The 18379-nt window shown below is 33.3% G+C and carries 14 protein-coding genes; 10 read left to right on the top strand and 4 right to left on the bottom strand.

The annotated features are described in order from the left end of the window. The first annotated feature begins 174 nt into the window (after positions 1-174). Complete coding sequence (locus IDG66_RS04110; protein ID WP_000785090.1) at positions 175-3156, top strand: YhgE/Pip domain-containing protein; 2982 nt, start codon at positions 175-177, stop codon at positions 3154-3156. 111 nt (positions 3157-3267) lie between these two features. On the opposite strand, the gene manA is transcribed toward IDG66_RS04110, so the two are convergent. From manA to IDG66_RS04090, 4 genes are all read right to left on the bottom strand, one after another. Then, positions 3268-4206: a mannose-6-phosphate isomerase, class I gene (gene manA / locus IDG66_RS04105; protein ID WP_001173201.1), complete on the bottom strand. Its 939-nt coding sequence runs from the start codon at positions 4204-4206 to the stop codon at positions 3268-3270. 13 nt (positions 4207-4219) lie between these two features. Continuing rightward, positions 4220-6172 carry a fructose-specific PTS transporter subunit EIIC gene (locus IDG66_RS04100; RefSeq protein WP_206172179.1) on the bottom strand — a complete coding sequence of 651 codons (1953 nt, stop codon included), beginning with the start codon at positions 6170-6172 and terminating at the stop codon, positions 4220-4222. A 76-nt stretch (positions 6173-6248) separates the two neighbouring features. After that, positions 6249-8123 (bottom strand): BglG family transcription antiterminator, encoded by a 1875-nt coding sequence (locus IDG66_RS04095; protein WP_000887016.1) that lies wholly within the window; start codon positions 8121-8123, stop codon positions 6249-6251. Between the two features lie 239 nt (positions 8124-8362). Continuing rightward, positions 8363-8821: a hypothetical protein gene (locus IDG66_RS04090; protein ID WP_000734795.1), complete on the bottom strand. Its 459-nt coding sequence runs from the start codon at positions 8819-8821 to the stop codon at positions 8363-8365. Positions 8822-9078: 257 nt separating this feature from the next. On the opposite strand from IDG66_RS04090, the gene isaB reads away from it, so the two are divergent. From isaB to IDG66_RS04045, 9 genes are all read left to right on the top strand, one after another. Further along, positions 9079-9606, top strand: coding sequence for an immunodominant staphylococcal antigen IsaB (gene isaB / locus IDG66_RS04085; RefSeq protein ID WP_001044560.1), 528 nt, complete (start codon positions 9079-9081; stop codon positions 9604-9606). 423 nt (positions 9607-10029) lie between these two features. Then, positions 10030-11559, top strand: coding sequence for a zinc metalloproteinase aureolysin (gene aur / locus IDG66_RS04080; RefSeq protein WP_001225025.1), 1530 nt, complete (start codon positions 10030-10032; stop codon positions 11557-11559). A 366-nt stretch (positions 11560-11925) separates the two neighbouring features. Then, the gene (locus tag IDG66_RS04075) at positions 11926-12375 is read left to right on the top strand and encodes an arginine repressor (RefSeq protein ID WP_000748760.1); all 450 of its coding nucleotides are present in this window, start codon (positions 11926-11928) and stop codon (positions 12373-12375) included. 2 nt (positions 12376-12377) lie between these two features. Next, positions 12378-12545, top strand: a complete 168-nt coding sequence (locus IDG66_RS04070; protein WP_001792441.1) for a hypothetical protein — start codon at positions 12378-12380, stop codon at positions 12543-12545. A 176-nt stretch (positions 12546-12721) separates the two neighbouring features. Next, complete coding sequence (gene arcA / locus IDG66_RS04065; protein ID WP_000129411.1) at positions 12722-13957, top strand: arginine deiminase; 1236 nt, start codon at positions 12722-12724, stop codon at positions 13955-13957. A gap of 32 nt (positions 13958-13989) precedes the next feature. Continuing rightward, positions 13990-15000 carry an ornithine carbamoyltransferase gene (gene argF / locus IDG66_RS04060; protein WP_000136166.1) on the top strand — a complete coding sequence of 337 codons (1011 nt, stop codon included), beginning with the start codon at positions 13990-13992 and terminating at the stop codon, positions 14998-15000. A 90-nt stretch (positions 15001-15090) separates the two neighbouring features. Further along, positions 15091-16521 (top strand): arginine-ornithine antiporter, encoded by a 1431-nt coding sequence (gene arcD / locus IDG66_RS04055; protein WP_001005835.1) that lies wholly within the window; start codon positions 15091-15093, stop codon positions 16519-16521. 16 nt (positions 16522-16537) lie between these two features. Beyond that, on the top strand, positions 16538-17479 hold the full coding sequence (gene arcC / locus IDG66_RS04050; protein ID WP_000660028.1) for a carbamate kinase: 942 nt from the start codon (positions 16538-16540) through the stop codon (positions 17477-17479). A gap of 98 nt (positions 17480-17577) precedes the next feature. After that, the gene (locus IDG66_RS04045) at positions 17578-18282 is read left to right on the top strand and encodes a Crp/Fnr family transcriptional regulator (RefSeq protein WP_000138213.1); all 705 of its coding nucleotides are present in this window, start codon (positions 17578-17580) and stop codon (positions 18280-18282) included. Positions 18283-18379 lie beyond the last annotated feature (97 nt).

Below are 18379 nucleotides of genomic sequence, written 5' to 3'. Positions count from 1 at the left end.
TGTGATAATAAACTATGATTTGTTATAATTTATCGTATGCTGAAAATAGTTGATAGGTATCAATCGACTAAATATCTTCCAGTAAATTGATTATACTAATTCACAACGCAAAAATAAATTAATTTACAAAAAATATATAAAAAATATGAATAATTCCTACATAGGAGTGTGACAATGAAGAACGCATTTAAATTATTTAAAATGGATCTGAAGAAAGTAGCTAAGACGCCAGCTGTGTGGATTATCTTAGCAGGCTTAGCTATTTTGCCATCGTTCTACGCTTGGTTTAACTTATGGGCAATGTGGGATCCATATGGCAACACGGGACACATCAAGGTCGCAGTCGTTAATGAAGATAAAGGCGACATAATCAGAGGGAAAAAAGTTAATGTCGGTAATACGATGGTTAATACACTCAAGAAAAATAAAAGTTTTGATTGGCAGTTTGTAAGTAGAGAGAAAGCTGATCATGAGATAAAAATGGGTAAATATTTTGCAGGTATTTACATCCCATCTAAGTTTACACATGAAATTACCGGGACACTACGTAAGCAGCCTCAAAAAGCAGATGTAGAATTTAAGGTGAATCAGAAGATTAACGCTGTTGCGTCTAAGCTAACAGATACTGGTTCGTCAGTTGTCGTTGAAAAAGCGAATGAACAATTTAATAAAACAGTAACTCGAGCATTATTAGAAGAAGCTAACAAAGCAGGTTTAACTATTGAAGAAAATGTGCCGACAATTAATAAGATAAAAAATGCGGTATATTCGGCAGATAAAGCTTTACCTAAGATTAATGACTTTGCGAATAAAATTGTATATTTGAATAACCACCAAGCGGATTTAGATAAATATGCCAATGATTTTAGAAAACTAGGAAATTATAAAGGTGATATTTTAGATGCTCAGAAAAAATTAAACGAAGTCAATGGTGCTATTCCGCAACTTAATGAAAAGGCTAAGTTGATATTAGCTTTAAATAATTATATGCCGAAAATTGAAAAAGCGTTAAATTTTGCAGCTGATGACGTGCCAGCGCAGTTCCCTAAAATTAATCAAGGACTTAACATTGCGAGTCAAGGGATTGATCAAGCTAATGGACAGTTAAATGATGCCAAAGGCTTCGTCACACAAGTTAGAAGTAGAGTCGGTGATTATCAAGATGCAATTCGACGCGCGCAAGATTTAAATCGAAGAAACCAGCAACAGATTCCTCAAAATAGCGCGGCGAACAACGAAACATCAAATAGTGCACCTGCAGCTGGTAATGGTGTAGCATCAACGCCACCAAGTGCACCAAGTGGCGATACTGCACCAAATAATAATGTTACGCAAAATACCGCACCAAATAGTAATAATGCGCCTGTATCGACTACACCACAAAGTACAAGCGGGAAAAAAGATGGTCAAAGTTTTGCAGATATAACAACAACACAAGTCAGCACAGCTAACGAGAACACACAAAACATTACAGATAAAGATGTTAAATCAATGGAAGCGGCATTAACGGGCTCTTTATTATCATTATCAAATAATTTAGATACCCAAGCGAAAGCCGCACAAAAAGATAGTCAGGCATTACGTAATATTTCGTATGGCATTTTAGCATCGGACAAGCCTTCTGATTTTAGAGAGTCTTTAGATAATGTTAAGTCCGGTTTAGAATACACAACGCAATATAATCAACAATTTATCGATACATTAAAAGAGATTGAGAAGAATGAAAATGTTGATTTATCAAAAGAAATTGATAAGGTAAAAGCAGCTAATAATCGAATTAATGAATCATTAAGGTTAGTTAATCAATTAAGCAATGCATTAAAGAATGGTAGTTCAGGAACTGCTGAAGCTACTAAATTACTAGATCAACTTTCAAAACTAGATTCATCATTATCATCATTTAGAGATTATGTTAAAAAAGATCTTAACAGCTCTTTAGTATCAATATCACAACGTATTATGGATGAATTGAACAAAGGGCAAACTGCATTATCCAATGTTCAGTCTAAATTAAATACAATTGATCAAGTCATTAACAGTGGACAAGCTATTTTAAAAAATGGTAAAACACGTATTGATCGCTTACAAACAGTATTACCAAGTATTGAACAACAATACATTAGTGCTGTTAAAAATGCTCAAGCAAACTTCCCGAAAGTGAAAAGTGATGTAGCTAAAGCTGCTAACTTTGTGCGCAATGACTTACCACAGTTGGAACAGCGATTAACTAATGCGACAGCAAGTGTGAATAAAAATTTACCAACGTTATTAAATGGTTATGATCAAGCGGTAGGATTACTAAATAAAAATCAGCCACAAGCGAAAAAGGCTTTATCAGATTTAGCTGATTTTTCTCAAAATAAATTGCCTGATGTTGAAAAAGATTTGAAAAAAGCGAATAAAATTTTCAAGAAATTAGACAAAGATGATGCAGTCGACAAATTAATCGACACACTTAAGAATGATTTGAAAAAGCAAGCGGGTATTATTGCAAATCCTATTAATAAGAAGACTGTTGATGTTTTCCCAGTTAAGGATTATGGTTCAGGTATGACACCATTCTATACTGCACTGTCAGTATGGGTAGGTGCACTCTTGATGGTAAGTTTATTAACGGTTGATAATAAACATAAGAGTCTAGAGTCAGTCTTAACGACAAGACAAGTGTTCTTAGGTAAGGCAGGATTCTTTATAATGCTTGGTATGTTGCAAGCACTCATTGTATCGGTTGGAGATTTGTTAATCCTAAAAGCAGGAGTTGAGTCACCTGTATTATTTGTACTTATAACGATTTTCTGTTCGATTATTTTCAACTCAATCGTATATACGTGCGTATCATTACTTGGTAATCCAGGTAAAGCCATTGCAATCGTATTGCTTGTATTACAAATTGCAGGTGGTGGAGGAACATTCCCAATTCAAACTACGCCACAATTTTTCCAAAACATTTCGCCATACTTACCATTTACGTATGCAATTGATTCATTACGTGAAACAGTAGGCGGTATTGTTCCGGAAATCCTAATTACAAAATTAATTATATTAACGTTATTTGGCATAGGATTCTTCGTTGTAGGTTTAATTTTAAAACCTGTAACAGATCCATTGATGAAGCGCGTATCTGAAAAAGTTGACCAAAGTAACGTTACAGAATAAAAATTAAATCCACACATTAGGGTTATAGCTCCTTAATGTGTGGATTTTTATGTTTTTAGACAGAAGAGATAGTAATTTCTGTCTTTTATGGGACGGGTGTTATCATTGCTATTATCCAGGATGACTTACTATAGCACTAATATTACCGACAAAGTGAATATCCTCGTCTTCCGTAGTTAAAATAAAGCTAGAACCTTTTTGGATGTCATAGTGCTTATCGTTTACTGTTAAAGTACCAGTACCATCGATAATAGTAACTAAGCAATAAGCATGTGGTTTATTGAATTTTAAATCTCCATGAATATCCCATTTATATACTGCAAAATATTGATTATCTACAAATTGAGTTACAGTGTGTGTGTCGATGTGAGTTGTTATAGGAGTAGTATTTGGTTCATGATTGCCTAATTCAATCACATCTTTACTTTGCTCTAAGTGCAAATCACGCAATTGACCATTTTGATCTCGTCTATCATAGTCATAAATACGGTATGTCGTATCGGATGATTGTTGTGTCTCTAAAATTAAAATACCCGAACCAATGGCATGGACAGTGCCAGCAGGCACATAATAAAAGTCACCGGGCTTAACAGGTATACGTTTGAAAAGACTGTCAAATTCATGATTATCAATCATGTCTATTAACGTCTGTTTATTATGTGCATGTACGCCATATATAATTTCAGCACCTGGGGCTGCATCTAAAATATACCAACATTCTGTTTTACCTAGTTCGCCTTCGTGTTTTAAAGCGTAGTCATCATCTGGATGAACTTGAACAGATAATTTATCATTGGCATCTAATACTTTAGTTAGCAGAGGGAAACTATCTCGTGAATCATTATCGAATAATTCACGATGTTGTGACCAAAGTTGATCTAGGGTCATATCCTTGTATGGACCATTGATAATTGTATTAGGACCATTTGGATGTGCAGAAATTGCCCAGCATTCACCAGTTGTCTCATTAGGGATATCATAGTTAAATGCTTTTAATGCATGACCGCCCCAAATTCTGTCTTTAAAAACGGGTTGTAAAAATAATGCCATAGTTAAAACTCCTCTATATTTTCATTAATAAGTTATAAATTTCTGTAGTACTGTTTGCATTAATTAGTGATTGGCGTGTCTCATCATTCATTAACGCTTTAGATAAGCGCTGAAGTATTTTTAAATGTGTATCCTGACTGTTGTTTGGTACGGCAATTAAGAATATCAATTGAGGTAGACTACCATCTAGACTGTCCCATTTAACACCATGATTATTTTTCATAACAGCTACAATCGGTTGTTTTACAACATCAGACTTTGCATGTGGAATGGCCACGTTCATGCCAATAGCTGTCGTAGACTCCATTTCACGTTCTAGGATTGCATTTTTTAAATGCGATGTGTGCTCTACATAACGGCAAATTTTAAGTTTATGAATCAACATATCAATTGCTTCGTTTCGAGACATGTCGTGATCAGTAATTATCATAGTTTGTTGATCAAAAACATGAGAATGTTTATTGAGATCTGAATGTTTCGCGGTTTTATCTACATTGTCAACCTCTGTATCATGTTGTGTAATATCTGTATCATGAAGTTGCGTGTGTTGCGCTGGTGCATCTACTGCTATAACTGGTGTATTGCGTTTTAATAATAGTACAGTAGTCATTGTGACAAGACTACCTACTATCACTGCAAAGATAAACCATAATACATGATCAATACCACCTAATACAGCCACGATTGGACCTCCATGTGCGACTCTATCGCTGACACCACCAATGGCTGCAATGACTGATGCAATCATTGCACCAATGATGTTTGCAGGTATAATGCGCAATGGATCTTGGGCTGCGAAAGGAATAGCACCTTCAGTAATACCAAACAGTCCCATAGTGAAGGAAGCCTTACCCATTTCTCTTTCGGAATGATTGAATTTATACTTTTGAACAAACGTTGCTAAACCTAAACCGATTGGTGGTGTACATACAGCAACTGCGACCATACCCATAACGGCGTAATTACCTTCAGCAATAAGTGCTGAGCCAAATAAAAATGCTACTTTGTTTACTGGACCGCCCATATCGAAGGCAATCATCGCACCTATAATCATCGCAAGTATAATAATATTAGCACCTTGCATACTTTTTAACCAGGTTGTTAATGCCTCAAAAATATTAGAAATTGGTGCACCGATTAAAAATATAAATATCAATCCTACAACGACCGATGAAATAATGGGAATAATAATGATAGGCATAATTGGTGCCATTGCTTTTGGAACTTTAATATCTTTAATCCACTTTGCGATATAACCTGCTAAGAAACCAGCAACAATACCACCTAAAAATCCTGCGCCTGCATCACTGCCATAAAAACTACCGTCAGCAGCGATAGCGCCGCCAATCATACCAGGAACAAGACCGGGCTTGTCAGCGATACTAACAGCGATATATCCAGCTAGTATTGGAACCATAAATTTAAAGGCTAAACTACCAATGTTTTCAATGGATTTCCAAAATGAATCATCTGGGATGACTAATCCTTTTGATGTCGTTTCACCGCCTAGAGTCAGCGCGATGGCGATAAGGAGTCCACCAACTACGATAAAAGGAACCATAAACGATACACCGTTCATTAAATGTTGATACACCATTTGAATACCACTTTTAGACTTACCGCGATCTTTCGAATGATAATTTGTTTCAGATTGATAAATAGGCGCATCTTGATTAATGATACGTTGAATTAGACCTCTCGGATTATGAATCCCTTCGCGAACATTTTCATTAATCAACCGTTTACCAACAAATCGGGACAGATCAACTTGTTTATCAGCTGCAATTATGACACCGTCAGCTTCTTCGATGTCTTGCGTAGTTAAAACATTTTCAGCACCAACACCGCCCTGTGTCTCTACTTTAATATCCACACCCATTTCTTTTGCTACCTGCTCAAGCTTTTCTTGAGCCATATATGTATGTGCAATGCCATTTGGGCATGAGGTAATAGCTACAATTTTCATAAAATCATCTCCTTTTCTATATTGTAAGCGTATTCTCGATACTAAAAAAAAGAATAATTACCGTTACTAGTGGCAATTATTCTTGTAAGTATTCAAATAACTGTTGCTTTAAACTATGATCATCTAAACTACATAAATGGTTCACTGAATCATCATCCAAGTTAGCAATTAATTGCATCATTTGTTTTGTAAAAGCTTTGTCTTTATGCGAAATCGCTAAGAAAAAGACAAGTTTGACATCGTGTTGTCGCCAAGGAAAAACATCTTTTGTGCGAAAAATAAGCACATGTGATTGTAAAACTTTTTCAGGATCTCCATGAGGAATCGCCATAAAATTACCTATGTATGTAGAAGATGATTTCTCACGCTCTAAAGCTGATTCGATATATCCTTCTACAATCGCATGATGTGCTTGTAATATTTTTTGAGCTTCTTCAAAAATTTGCACAGTATGCCGTGATTTTTGTTCAGTATTTACGACAAGGAAATTGACAGTGTCCATATGATGATGTGCTTGAACTGGATTTTGCTTTTGCTTCACAACGAGTCTGATTTTGTGACGGTCATCTTCAGAAAATAATGGTGCAACCTTGATAGTCGTTAGGTGCTTAGGAAGTATGTTTAGCGTTTGTTTTGGAATATCATGGGTCGTTATTAATAAATCTACATTGTCAAAGTGATAGTGTGTTATATTTTCTAGTTTAATCGTATTTATCACTGACAACTCTTCGGATAAGTTATTTATTTTAGTTTCTAAAAAATTCGACACACCTAGACCATAATAACAAGCAATGACTACATTTAATTGTGTTTTGGTACGACGCTCGATGGCAGCTTGAAAATGAATTGTTAAAAATGCAATTTCATCTTCGCTCATCTCTATATCAGTATCAATTGCTAATTTATCAATCGCTTCAAAAAGTGTGTTAAACACAAAGGGATAGAGTTTTTTAATCTCTATAACTAAAGGATTGTTTAAATAAATGTTTTGAGTGATACGTAAATATGCTTTACTAAAATGATTATATAAATTTTGTTGTAAAATCGAATCTTCATTGAAAGGTATATGAATACGTTGCTGCATCAATTCGATTAAGCGATCAATATAACTTTGTATAAATATACGTTCTATGCCAATATCGAGTTTATTAAAATGATAAGCAATAAAGAATGAAAACATATTGATTACTTTTTCGTTCAAGTCATAACCTAATCTTTCGTTGATTTGCTTAATGCAAGATTGAGATATCAATTTTGAATCGTGGTTTAACGTGTCTAGCTCACTTAAAGATTGCTTACGTTTAATGATTAAAATGAGATGAATTAAAAGCTGTTGTATTTGAATATCAGTTGTTTCAATACTATGTTGTTGAAGTGTCTCTTGTATAATATGCGAAATCATCCTTTGGTGTGAATCAGGTAATTCATTTAAAATTAGGTCTTCAACATGTACATGCCCTGATGATAATTGATTTAAATGGATGATGGCATTAGTGATATCATTATCTGTTCCATCGACCACAATACCTTGTTTTTTCTTGATTGTTAAAGCGATATTAAATTTTTGACACCATTGTTGAATTCGAACGAAATAGTCGTTGAGCACAGTTTTAGATAATAGATAATCTTGCTCTAGTTGTTGCAATGTCTGCGATTTATTGTGCATTAGCAGTTGATACGCCATAGATAATAATAGTTTTTCTTTATATGATTGAATATGCGTGTAACGTTCAGTTATCGTTTCTAAGGTATACTGCGATGTATTTAATTGATATCCTTTAGATTTAATACTAACGATGATATCATCCATAAAATTGCTATTGATAACATGAATATCATTGCGAACTGTGCGGTTTGAAACATTGACATGTTCAGCAATTTCATTAGAACTAATGTGCTTTGATGGATTTTTAATAAAAAACTGGAGTAGTTTTAAGTGTCTATCAAGCATTTAACATGTACCTCCTTTCTAAATTTTCCGTGTAAGCGTTTTTAAAGGTGTATTAATATTATTAAACATGAGAGCTTATACATACGTCAATGACATTAAAGCGAACTTTTATATGAATTTAACAGAGTGCGAATTATGCAAATAAAGAACAGCAGTAAGATATTTCAAATAGAAAAATATCATATTGCTGTTCTTCTGAATTTATGTACCTGATACTTGTGGACGTATCAGGTAAATGATTAATTTTTAGGTGATTGTGCTTGAGGTGTTTGTTTAGAAGACGTATTGGTATTATTTGATTTATTAGCAGGTGGTGTGTTCTGTTGTTGATTATTTTGGTTGTTTGTTGACGATTGACTACCACCATCGTGAGTATTATTTTTATTTGAATTTGAGTCTTTTGGCTGAGCTGGTTGCGTATTCGATGGTGCTGTTGAATGGTTGTTAGGAACATTTGACTGTGAAGATGGTTGATTGTCATTAGTAACGTTATTGCCATTATTTTGATTTTTATCTGCTTTGTCTGCACTATCATCTTGTTGATCATTTTCTTCGGTTTCTGTCTTTTTATGCGTAGCTTTATTTTCTTGTTCTTGGTTATTACTTGATGATGTAGAATGATTTATTGCAGCATAAATTGCGAACCCAAGTGCTCCGATTAATACGATAATTACGATGGTAATAAGAAGTTTTTTCAAATATAACGCCTCCATGTTAATGAAAAGTAGTTGATACGTGAAGCTAAATAATTTATTTCAATATTGCCATAATCATTTTAAAAAATAAATATTAGAAAAGTAGGCGATATTAATATTTTCATTGTTTTTTGTGTACTTCAATTAGTATAACAAAACTGTTGTGTATTTATAAATATAATCATTAGTATTTTTATGGCTGAAAAAGTTATAATAAAAGTGTAAGGAATAAAATATTTGTATGGAAAAGAGAGATAATTATGAATAAAACCAGTAAAGTTTGTGTAGCAGCAACATTAGCATTGGGCACACTGATTGGAGTAACAGTTGTTGAAAATTCGGCGCCAACAAGTAAACAGGCACAGGCAGCAATAACCCCATATTATACTTATAATGGTTATATTGGTAATAATGCTAATTTTATTCTGGATAAGAATTTTATTAACGCGATTAAGTATGATAATGTGAAATTCAATGGTATTAAATTAGCTAAAACGAATACGATAAAAAAAGTAGAGAAATATGATCAAACTTTTAAAGGTGTTTCTGCAAAAGGAAACGAAGCAAGTCAATTGCAATTTGTAGTTAAAAATAATATTTCATTAAAAGATATCCAAAAAGCTTATGGCAAGGACTTGAAAAAAGAAAATGGTAAAACAAAGGAAGCTGATAGCGGTATTTTTTACTATCAAAATGCTAAAAAGACATTAGGCATCTGGTTTGTCGTTGATCATAATAGAGTTGTCGAAGTAACAGTTGGACATACACCATACAAAACAAGTAAATAAAATAATGGCATATTAAGGCTAGAGTGTGAGGGGAGATACCGCATTCTAGTCTTTTTTATTAAATAATAACGATTATTGCGTCTTACATAGTTGTTTGAAATTGATAAAAATGTTTATTTGATCATGATTATTTAAATAGTTATCTCACATATTTCAAGCATTGATTAAGTGTATAGAGCACTATTTTGTATTTGTTAATATTTTCACAAAAATAAAGCCTTGATAAATTTTAAAATATAATTAAGCTCAATTTTTAAAATTTTATTTAGTTACAGATAACATTTTTAAAAAAGAAAAGAATCAATAAATAAAATCAACGAACAAAAAGTATCGAAATAAATAGAAATAATCATTTACTTTTCTGAAAAATTAAATTAATATTTTATTTATAAGCTGTTTTTAAGATTTCAGGAGGAATGAAATGTGAGGAAATTTTCAAGATATGCATTTACAAGTATGGCAGCAGTAACATTGTTGAGCACTTTATCACCAGCAGCATTAGCGATTGATTCAAAAAATAAACCAGCTAATTCTGATATTAAATTTGAGGTGACTCAAAAGAGTGATGCGGTCAAAGCATTAAAAGAATTGCCTAAATCCGAAAATGTAAAAAATATTTATCAAGATTACGCTGTTACTGATGTAAAAACTGATAAAAAAGGATTTACGCATTATACATTGCAACCGAGTGTTGATGGTGTTCATGCACCTGACAAAGAAGTGAAAGTACACGCAGACAAATCAGGAAAAGTCGTTTTAATCAATGGGGATACTGATGCGAAGAAAGTAAAGCCAACGAATAAAGTGACATTAAGTAAAGATGACGCAGCCGACAAAGCATTTAAAGCAGTTAAGATTGATAAGAATAAAGCGAAAAATCTTAAAGATAAAGTCATTAAAGAAAACAAAGTTGAAATCGATGGTGACAGTAATAAATACGTTTATAATGTTGAGTTAATTACAGTGACACCAGAAATTTCACATTGGAAAGTTAAAATTGATGCTCAAACTGGCGAAATTTTAGAAAAAATGAACTTAGTTAAAGAAGCTGCAGAAACTGGTAAAGGAAAAGGTGTACTTGGCGATACAAAAGATATCAATATCAATAGTATTGACGGTGGATTTAGCCTAGAAGATTTAACGCATCAAGGTAAATTATCAGCATTTAGCTTTAATGATCAAACAGGTCAAGCAACATTGATTACTAATGAAGATGAAAACTTCGTAAAAGATGAGCAACGTGCTGGCGTAGATGCAAATTATTACGCTAAACAAACATATGATTATTACAAAGACACATTTGGTCGTGAATCATATGACAACCAAGGTAGTCCAATTGTTTCATTAACGCATGTTAATAACTACGGTGGTCAAGATAACAGAAATAATGCCGCATGGATTGGTGACAAAATGATCTATGGTGATGGTGATGGTCGCACATTCACAAGTTTATCGGGTGCAAATGACGTAGTAGCACACGAATTAACACACGGTGTGACACAAGAGACTGCAAACTTAGAATATAAGGACCAGTCAGGCGCTCTAAATGAAAGCTTTTCAGATGTTTTTGGATACTTTGTAGATGACGAGGATTTCTTAATGGGTGAAGATGTCTACACACCTGGAAAAGAGGGAGACGCTTTACGCAGCATGTCAAACCCAGAACAATTTGGTCAACCAGCTCATATGAAAGACTATGTATTCACTGAAAAAGATAATGGTGGCGTACATACGAATTCTGGAATTCCAAATAAAGCAGCTTATAACGTGATTCAAGCAATAGGGAAATCTAAATCAGAACAAATTTACTACCGAGCATTAACGGAATACTTAACAAGTAATTCAAACTTCAAAGATTGTAAAGATGCATTATACCAAGCGGCCAAAGATTTATATGACGAGCAAACAGCTGAACAGGTGTATGAAGCATGGAATGAAGTAGGCGTGGAGTAAAAATATATAAACAAGAAGAAGTAATGTTAAACACTTATAAATAATTAAATTTTAAATACAGCTTATATATGGGGTATACCTACATTGATAATTGACTTTGTAGGTATACCCTCTCTTTGTAATTAGATGAGAGGAGTGTGAGGGTTGTCTGCCGAAAGACTACTCGGCAGTCTAAAATCATTACAAGTAGTAGATATGTGATAATTAAATGCTGACTTAGAATACAAAATTCATTTTAAAAGTTGTCACAAAAAATTTACATGTATTTTTATTATCTTTTGCAAAACAAAGTGTTAAATTATAAATGAAACATGCATGAATTTATTTTTTAATACAAGAAACGTAACTACCAAAGGAGTTTACAATATGAAGAAAAGTAAACGATTAGAAATTGTTTCTACAATAGTTAAAAAGCATAAGATTTATAAAAAAGAACAAATCATTTCATATATTGAAGAATATTTTGGTGTAAGATATAGTGCAACAACAATTGCTAAAGACTTGAAAGAACTTAATATATATCGTGTCCCTATCGATTGTGAAACATGGATTTATAAAGCTATTAATAATCAAACAGAACAAGAGATGAGAGAAAAGTTTAGACACTATTGTGAACATGAAGTTCTAAGTTCAATCATCAATGGTTCATACATTATCGTTAAAACCTCACCTGGTTTCGCCCAAGGCATAAACTATTTTATCGATCAGCTAAATATAGAAGAGATATTAGGTACGGTGAGTGGAAATGACACTACATTAATCTTAACTGCCTCAAATGATATGGCAGAATACGTATATGCAAAATTATTTAAATAGACATGTATCAAATGAATAATAAAAATTTGTTTCGTATCACGTGTACTCAAGTTAGTTACCAAATATTAACTTGTGTACGCGTTTTTTTATGGAAAGAAAGAATTCATAGTCATTCAATTGACTGTATAAAAAACTTTATACAACATGTTTTTATGGGTATTTTTGAATAAAAAATGTATATTTTGACCCAAAATACCTTTATTTATGTATAAAAATCCATTATTATGTATTGTATAACAAAAAGATATGAAATTTTCGACTTTCTTTATGTGAATATAATCACATGTAAGCGTTTGAAGATTGTCTATACTCTAAATGAATTCAAAGATAAAAGGAGGAAATAGACATGACAGATGGTCCAATTAAAGTAAATAGCGAAATTGGAGCTTTAAAAACTGTGTTACTTAAGCGTCCTGGAAAAGAATTAGAAAATTTAGTACCTGATTATTTAGATGGATTACTATTTGATGATATTCCATATTTAGAAGTAGCTCAAAAAGAGCATGACCATTTTGCGCAGGTGCTAAGAGAAGAGGGTGTTGAAGTACTTTACCTTGAGAAGTTAGCAGCTGAAAGTATTGAAAATCCTCAAGTAAGAAGTGAATTTATTGATGATGTATTAGCAGAGTCTAAAAAAACAATATTAGGTCATGAAGAAGAAATTAAGGCATTATTTGCGACACTTTCTAATCAAGAACTTGTAGATAAAATAATGTCAGGGGTACGTAAGGAAGAAATTAATCCGAAATGTACACATCTAGTAGAGTATATGGATGATAAGTATCCATTCTATTTAGATCCAATGCCAAACCTTTATTTTACTAGAGATCCACAAGCCTCAATAGGACACGGTATAACAATCAATCGGATGTTCTGGAGAGCACGACGACGAGAATCAATATTTATTCAATATATTGTAAAGCATCATCCTAGATTTAAAGATGCGAATATTCCAATCTGGTTAGATCGAGATTGCCCATTCAATATTGAAGGCGGCGATGAACTTGTTTTATCTAAAGATGTCTTGGCTATAGGCGTTTCAGAACGTACATCTGCACAAGCTATTGAAAAGTTAGCGCGACGTATTTTTGAAAATCCGCAGGCGACGTTTAAAAAAGTAGTAGCAATTGAAATTCCAACTAGTCGAACTTTTATGCACTTAGATACAGTATTTACAATGATAGATTATGACAAATTTACAATGCATTCAGCCATTTTAAAGGCAGAAGGCAATATGAATATATTTATTATTGAATATGATGACGTAAATAAAGATATTGCCATCAAACAATCTAGTCATTTAAAAGATACTTTAGAAGACGTACTAGGTATAGATGATATCCAATTCATTCCAACAGGAAATGGTGATGTCATTGATGGTGCTAGAGAGCAATGGAATGATGGCTCAAATACATTATGTATAAGACCAGGCGTTGTAGTGACTTACGATAGAAACTATGTATCGAATGATTTATTGAGACAAAAAGGCATTAAAGTCATTGAAATATCTGGTAGCGAGTTGGTACGTGGACGTGGGGGCCCTAGATGTATGAGTCAACCATTATTCAGAGAAGACATTTAACGTAATAAATTATAGAAACGAGGGTGAAAATAATGACAGAAATTCAAAAACCGTATGATTTAAAAGGCAGATCATTATTAAAAGAAAGTGATTTTACCAAAGCAGAATTCGAAGGACTTATTGATTTTGCAATTACATTAAAAGAGTATAAGAAAAACGGTATTAAGCATCACTACTTATCTGGAAAAAATATTGCACTACTATTCGAAAAGAATTCGACGAGAACGCGTGCTGCGTTTACAGTTGCGTCTATTGATTTAGGTGCGCATCCAGAATTTTTAGGGAAAAATGATATTCAATTAGGCAAAAAAGAATCTGTAGAGGATACTGCGAAAGTATTAGGTAGAATGTTCGATGGTATTGAATTCCGTGGTTTTTCACAACAAGCTGTTGAAGATTTAGCGAAGTTCTCTGGTGTGCCGGTGTGGAATGGATTAACAGACGATTGGCATCCTACACAAATGTTAGCTGATTTTATGACAATAAAAGAGAATTTTGGATATCTAGAAGGAATAAACTTAACTTACGTTGGAGATGGACGTAATAATATTGCGCATTCATTAATGGTAGCAGGTGCTATGTTAGGTGTTAATGTAAGAATTTGTACACCTAAATCATTAAATCCAAAAGAGGCATATGTTGATATTGCAAAAGAAAAAGCGAGTCAATATGGTGGTTCAGTCATGATTACGGATAATATTGCAGAAGCAGTTGAAAATACAGATGCTATATATACAGATGTTTGGGTATCGATGGGTGAAGAAAGTGAATTTGAACAACGTATTAATTTATTAAAAGACTATCAAGTGAATCAACAGATGTTTGATTTAACAGGTAAAGATTCAACGATATTCTTACATTGTTTACCAGCATTCCATGATACAAATACACTTTATGGACAAGAAATTTATGAAAAATATGGATTAGCTGAAATGGAAGTTACAGACCAAATCTTTAGAAGTGAACATTCAAAAGTGTTTGATCAAGCTGAAAATAGAATGCATACAATTAAGGCAGTAATGGCAGCAACATTGGGGAGTTAATCACTAAATGGAACGATATGAATATGATGTGTCTGATGATATAAGTGTCATGTACAGACACCTCATATTGGTATTAAAGGAGAAATGAATATGAACGAATCAGGAGATAACAAACTCAGTAAATCTTCTTTAATTGGACTAGTTATAGGATCCATGATTGGTGGCGGTGCGTTCAATATAATGTCTGATATGGGCGGTAAAGCCGGTGGATTAGCCATTATTATTGGTTGGATTATTACAGCTATAGGAATGATTTCATTAGCGTTCGTATTTCAAAATTTAACCAATGAACGGCCGGAGCTAGACGGTGGTATTTATAGTTATGCTCAAGCAGGATTTGGCGATTTTGTAGGATTTATCAGTGCTTGGGGATATTGGTTCTCAGCGTTTTTAGGCAATGTTGCCTATGCAACACTATTGATGTCAGCAGTAGGTAACTTTTTCCCGATTTTTAAAGGAGGCAACACATTACCAAGTATTATTGTCGCCTCGTTACTACTCTGGGGTGTCCATTTCTTGATTTTAAAAGGCGTTGAAACAGCAGCATTTATCAATAGTATTGTTACTGTTGCAAAGTTAATACCGATTTTACTTGTAATCATATGCATGATAATTGCATTCAATTTTGACACTTTTAAAACAGGCTTTTTCGGTATGACGTCAGAGGGTGTATTGCCATTTAGTTGGGCGAGCACAATGAGCCAAGTTAAAAGTACGATGCTAGTGACAGTTTGGGTGTTTATCGGTATCGAGGGTGCAGTAATTTTTTCTAGTAGAGCTAAAAATAAAAAAGATGTAGGTAGTGCCACGGTTATAGGACTTATATCAGTTTTAATTATCTATTTCTTATTAACTGTATTAGCTCAAGGCGTGATTTTGCAAAATCATATTTCTCAATTAGATTCGCCAAGTATGGCACAGGTGCTTGCAACTATTGTAGGTGGTTGGGGATCTACACTTGTAAATATTGGTTTAATTATTTCGGTACTAGGTGCATGGTTAGGATGGACATTGCTTGCTGGTGAATTACCTTTCATTGTTGCAAAAGATGGATTATTTCCAAAGTGGTTTGCTAAAGAAAATAAAAATGGAGCACCTGTAAATGCACTGCTTATTACCAATATATTAGTACAATTATTTTTAATAAGTATGCTATTTACACAGAGTGCGTATCAATTTGCATTTTCACTAGCATCAAGTGCTATTTTATACCCTTACATGTTCAGTGCATTTTACCAAGTTAAATACACTTTAGAGCATCGACAGCAAGCAACTACTAAGCAATGGACGATTGGCATCATAGCCTCAATTTATGCTATATGGCTTATATATGCAGCAGGTATCAATTACTTATTATTGACGATGTTACTTTATATTCCAGCTCTTCTTGTTTATTCAATCGTTCAAAAGAATAATCAGACACGTTTGATTAAATCAGACTATATTCTTTTTATGATTATTATCGTACTTGCAGTTATCGGATTAATTAAGTTATTGATGGGAACGATAAATGTTTTTTAAAAGGAGCGACAAAAATATGAAAGAGAAAATTGTCATTGCATTAGGCGGTAATGCGATACAGACAAAAGAAGCAACAGCTGAAGCACAACAAACAGCTATTAGACGTGCGATGCAAAACCTTAAACCTTTATTTGATTCACCAGCGCGTATTGTCATTTCACATGGTAATGGCCCACAAATTGGAAGTTTATTAATCCAACAAGCTAAATCGAACAGTGACACAACGCCGGCAATGCCATTGGATACTTGTGGTGCAATGTCACAGGGTATGATAGGCTATTGGTTGGAAACTGAAATCAATCGCATTTTAACTGAAATGAATAGTGATAGAACTGTAGGCACAATCGTTACACGTGTGGAAGTAGATAAAGATGATCCACGATTCAATAACCCAACCAAACCAATTGGTCCTTTTTATACGAAAGAAGAAGTTGAAGAATTACAAAAAGAACAGCCAGACTCAGTCTTTAAAGAAGATGCAGGACGTGGTTATAGAAAAGTAGTTGCGTCACCACTACCTCAATCTATACTAGAACACCAGTTAATTCGAACTTTAGCAGACGGTAAAAATATTGTCATTGCATGCGGTGGTGGCGGTATTCCAGTTATAAAAAAAGAAAATACCTATGAAGGTGTTGAAGCGGTTATAGATAAAGATTTTGCTAGTGAGAAATTAGCAACGCTGATTGAAGCAGATACCTTAATGATTCTTACGAATGTAGAAAATGTATTTATTAACTTTAATGAACCTAATCAACAACAAATCGATGATATTGATGTAGCAACACTGAAAAAATACGCGGCACAAGGTAAGTTTGCGGAAGGATCGATGTTGCCAAAAATAGAAGCTGCGATACGATTTGTTGAAAGTGGGGAAAACAAAAAAGTTATCATTACCAATTTAGAGCAGGCATACGAAGCTTTGATTGGTAATAAAGGTACACACATTCACATGTAGCACTTTATCACGCGACAAAACATTAAATATGTTTCTCCGTTGATTCAAATGAAAAAGTTGTCTGCTGACACTTTGCAAGGTTTGAAGGAGTTTAACTTATGACAGAAAACTTTATTTTGGGTAGAAATAATAAATTAGAACATGAACTAAAGGCATTAGCAGATTACATTAATATCCCATATAGTATATTACAACCATATCAAAGTGAATGTTTTGTCAGACATTATACGAAAGGCCAAGTTATTTATTTTTCGCCACAAGAAAGTAGCAATATTTACTTTTTAATTGAAGGTAACATTATTAGAGAACATTACAATCAAAATGGAGATGTATATCGTTATTTTAATAAAGAGCAAGTATTATTTCCAATCAGTAACTTATTTCATCCGAAAGAGGTTAACGAATTGTGTACAGCATTAACCGATTGTACAGTTCTTGGATTGCCTAGAGAATTGATGGCCTTTTTGTGCAAAGCTAATGATGATATATTTTTGACACTTTTTGCATTAATAAATGATAATGAGCAGCAACACATGAACTATAACATGGCATTAACAAGTAAATTTGCTAAAGATCGAATTATTAAATTGTTTTGTCATCTATGTCAGACAGTAGGGTACGATCAAGATGAATTTTATGAAATCAAACAGTTTTTAACTATTCAACTCATGAGTGATATGGCTGGGATTTCCCGGGAAACAGCTGGTCATATTATTCATGAACTTAAAGATGAAAAACTTGTTGTTAAAGATCATAAAAATTGGTTAGTAAGCAAACATTTATTCAATGATGTATGTGTTTAATATACAATGTAAAATGAATAAGTTGAACATGAGGTCTAACGTACATTTATACGTTAGGCCTTTTTTGCTAGCATGATGAATAATTTAAAATGTTAGT

The sequence above is a fragment of the Staphylococcus sp. EG-SA-18 genome (assembly GCF_017151825.1).
GTDB lineage: Bacteria > Bacillota > Bacilli > Staphylococcales > Staphylococcaceae > Staphylococcus > Staphylococcus aureus.
Note: the sequence above shows the minus strand (reverse complement) of the source record. Positions and strands in the feature narration are given on the sequence as shown.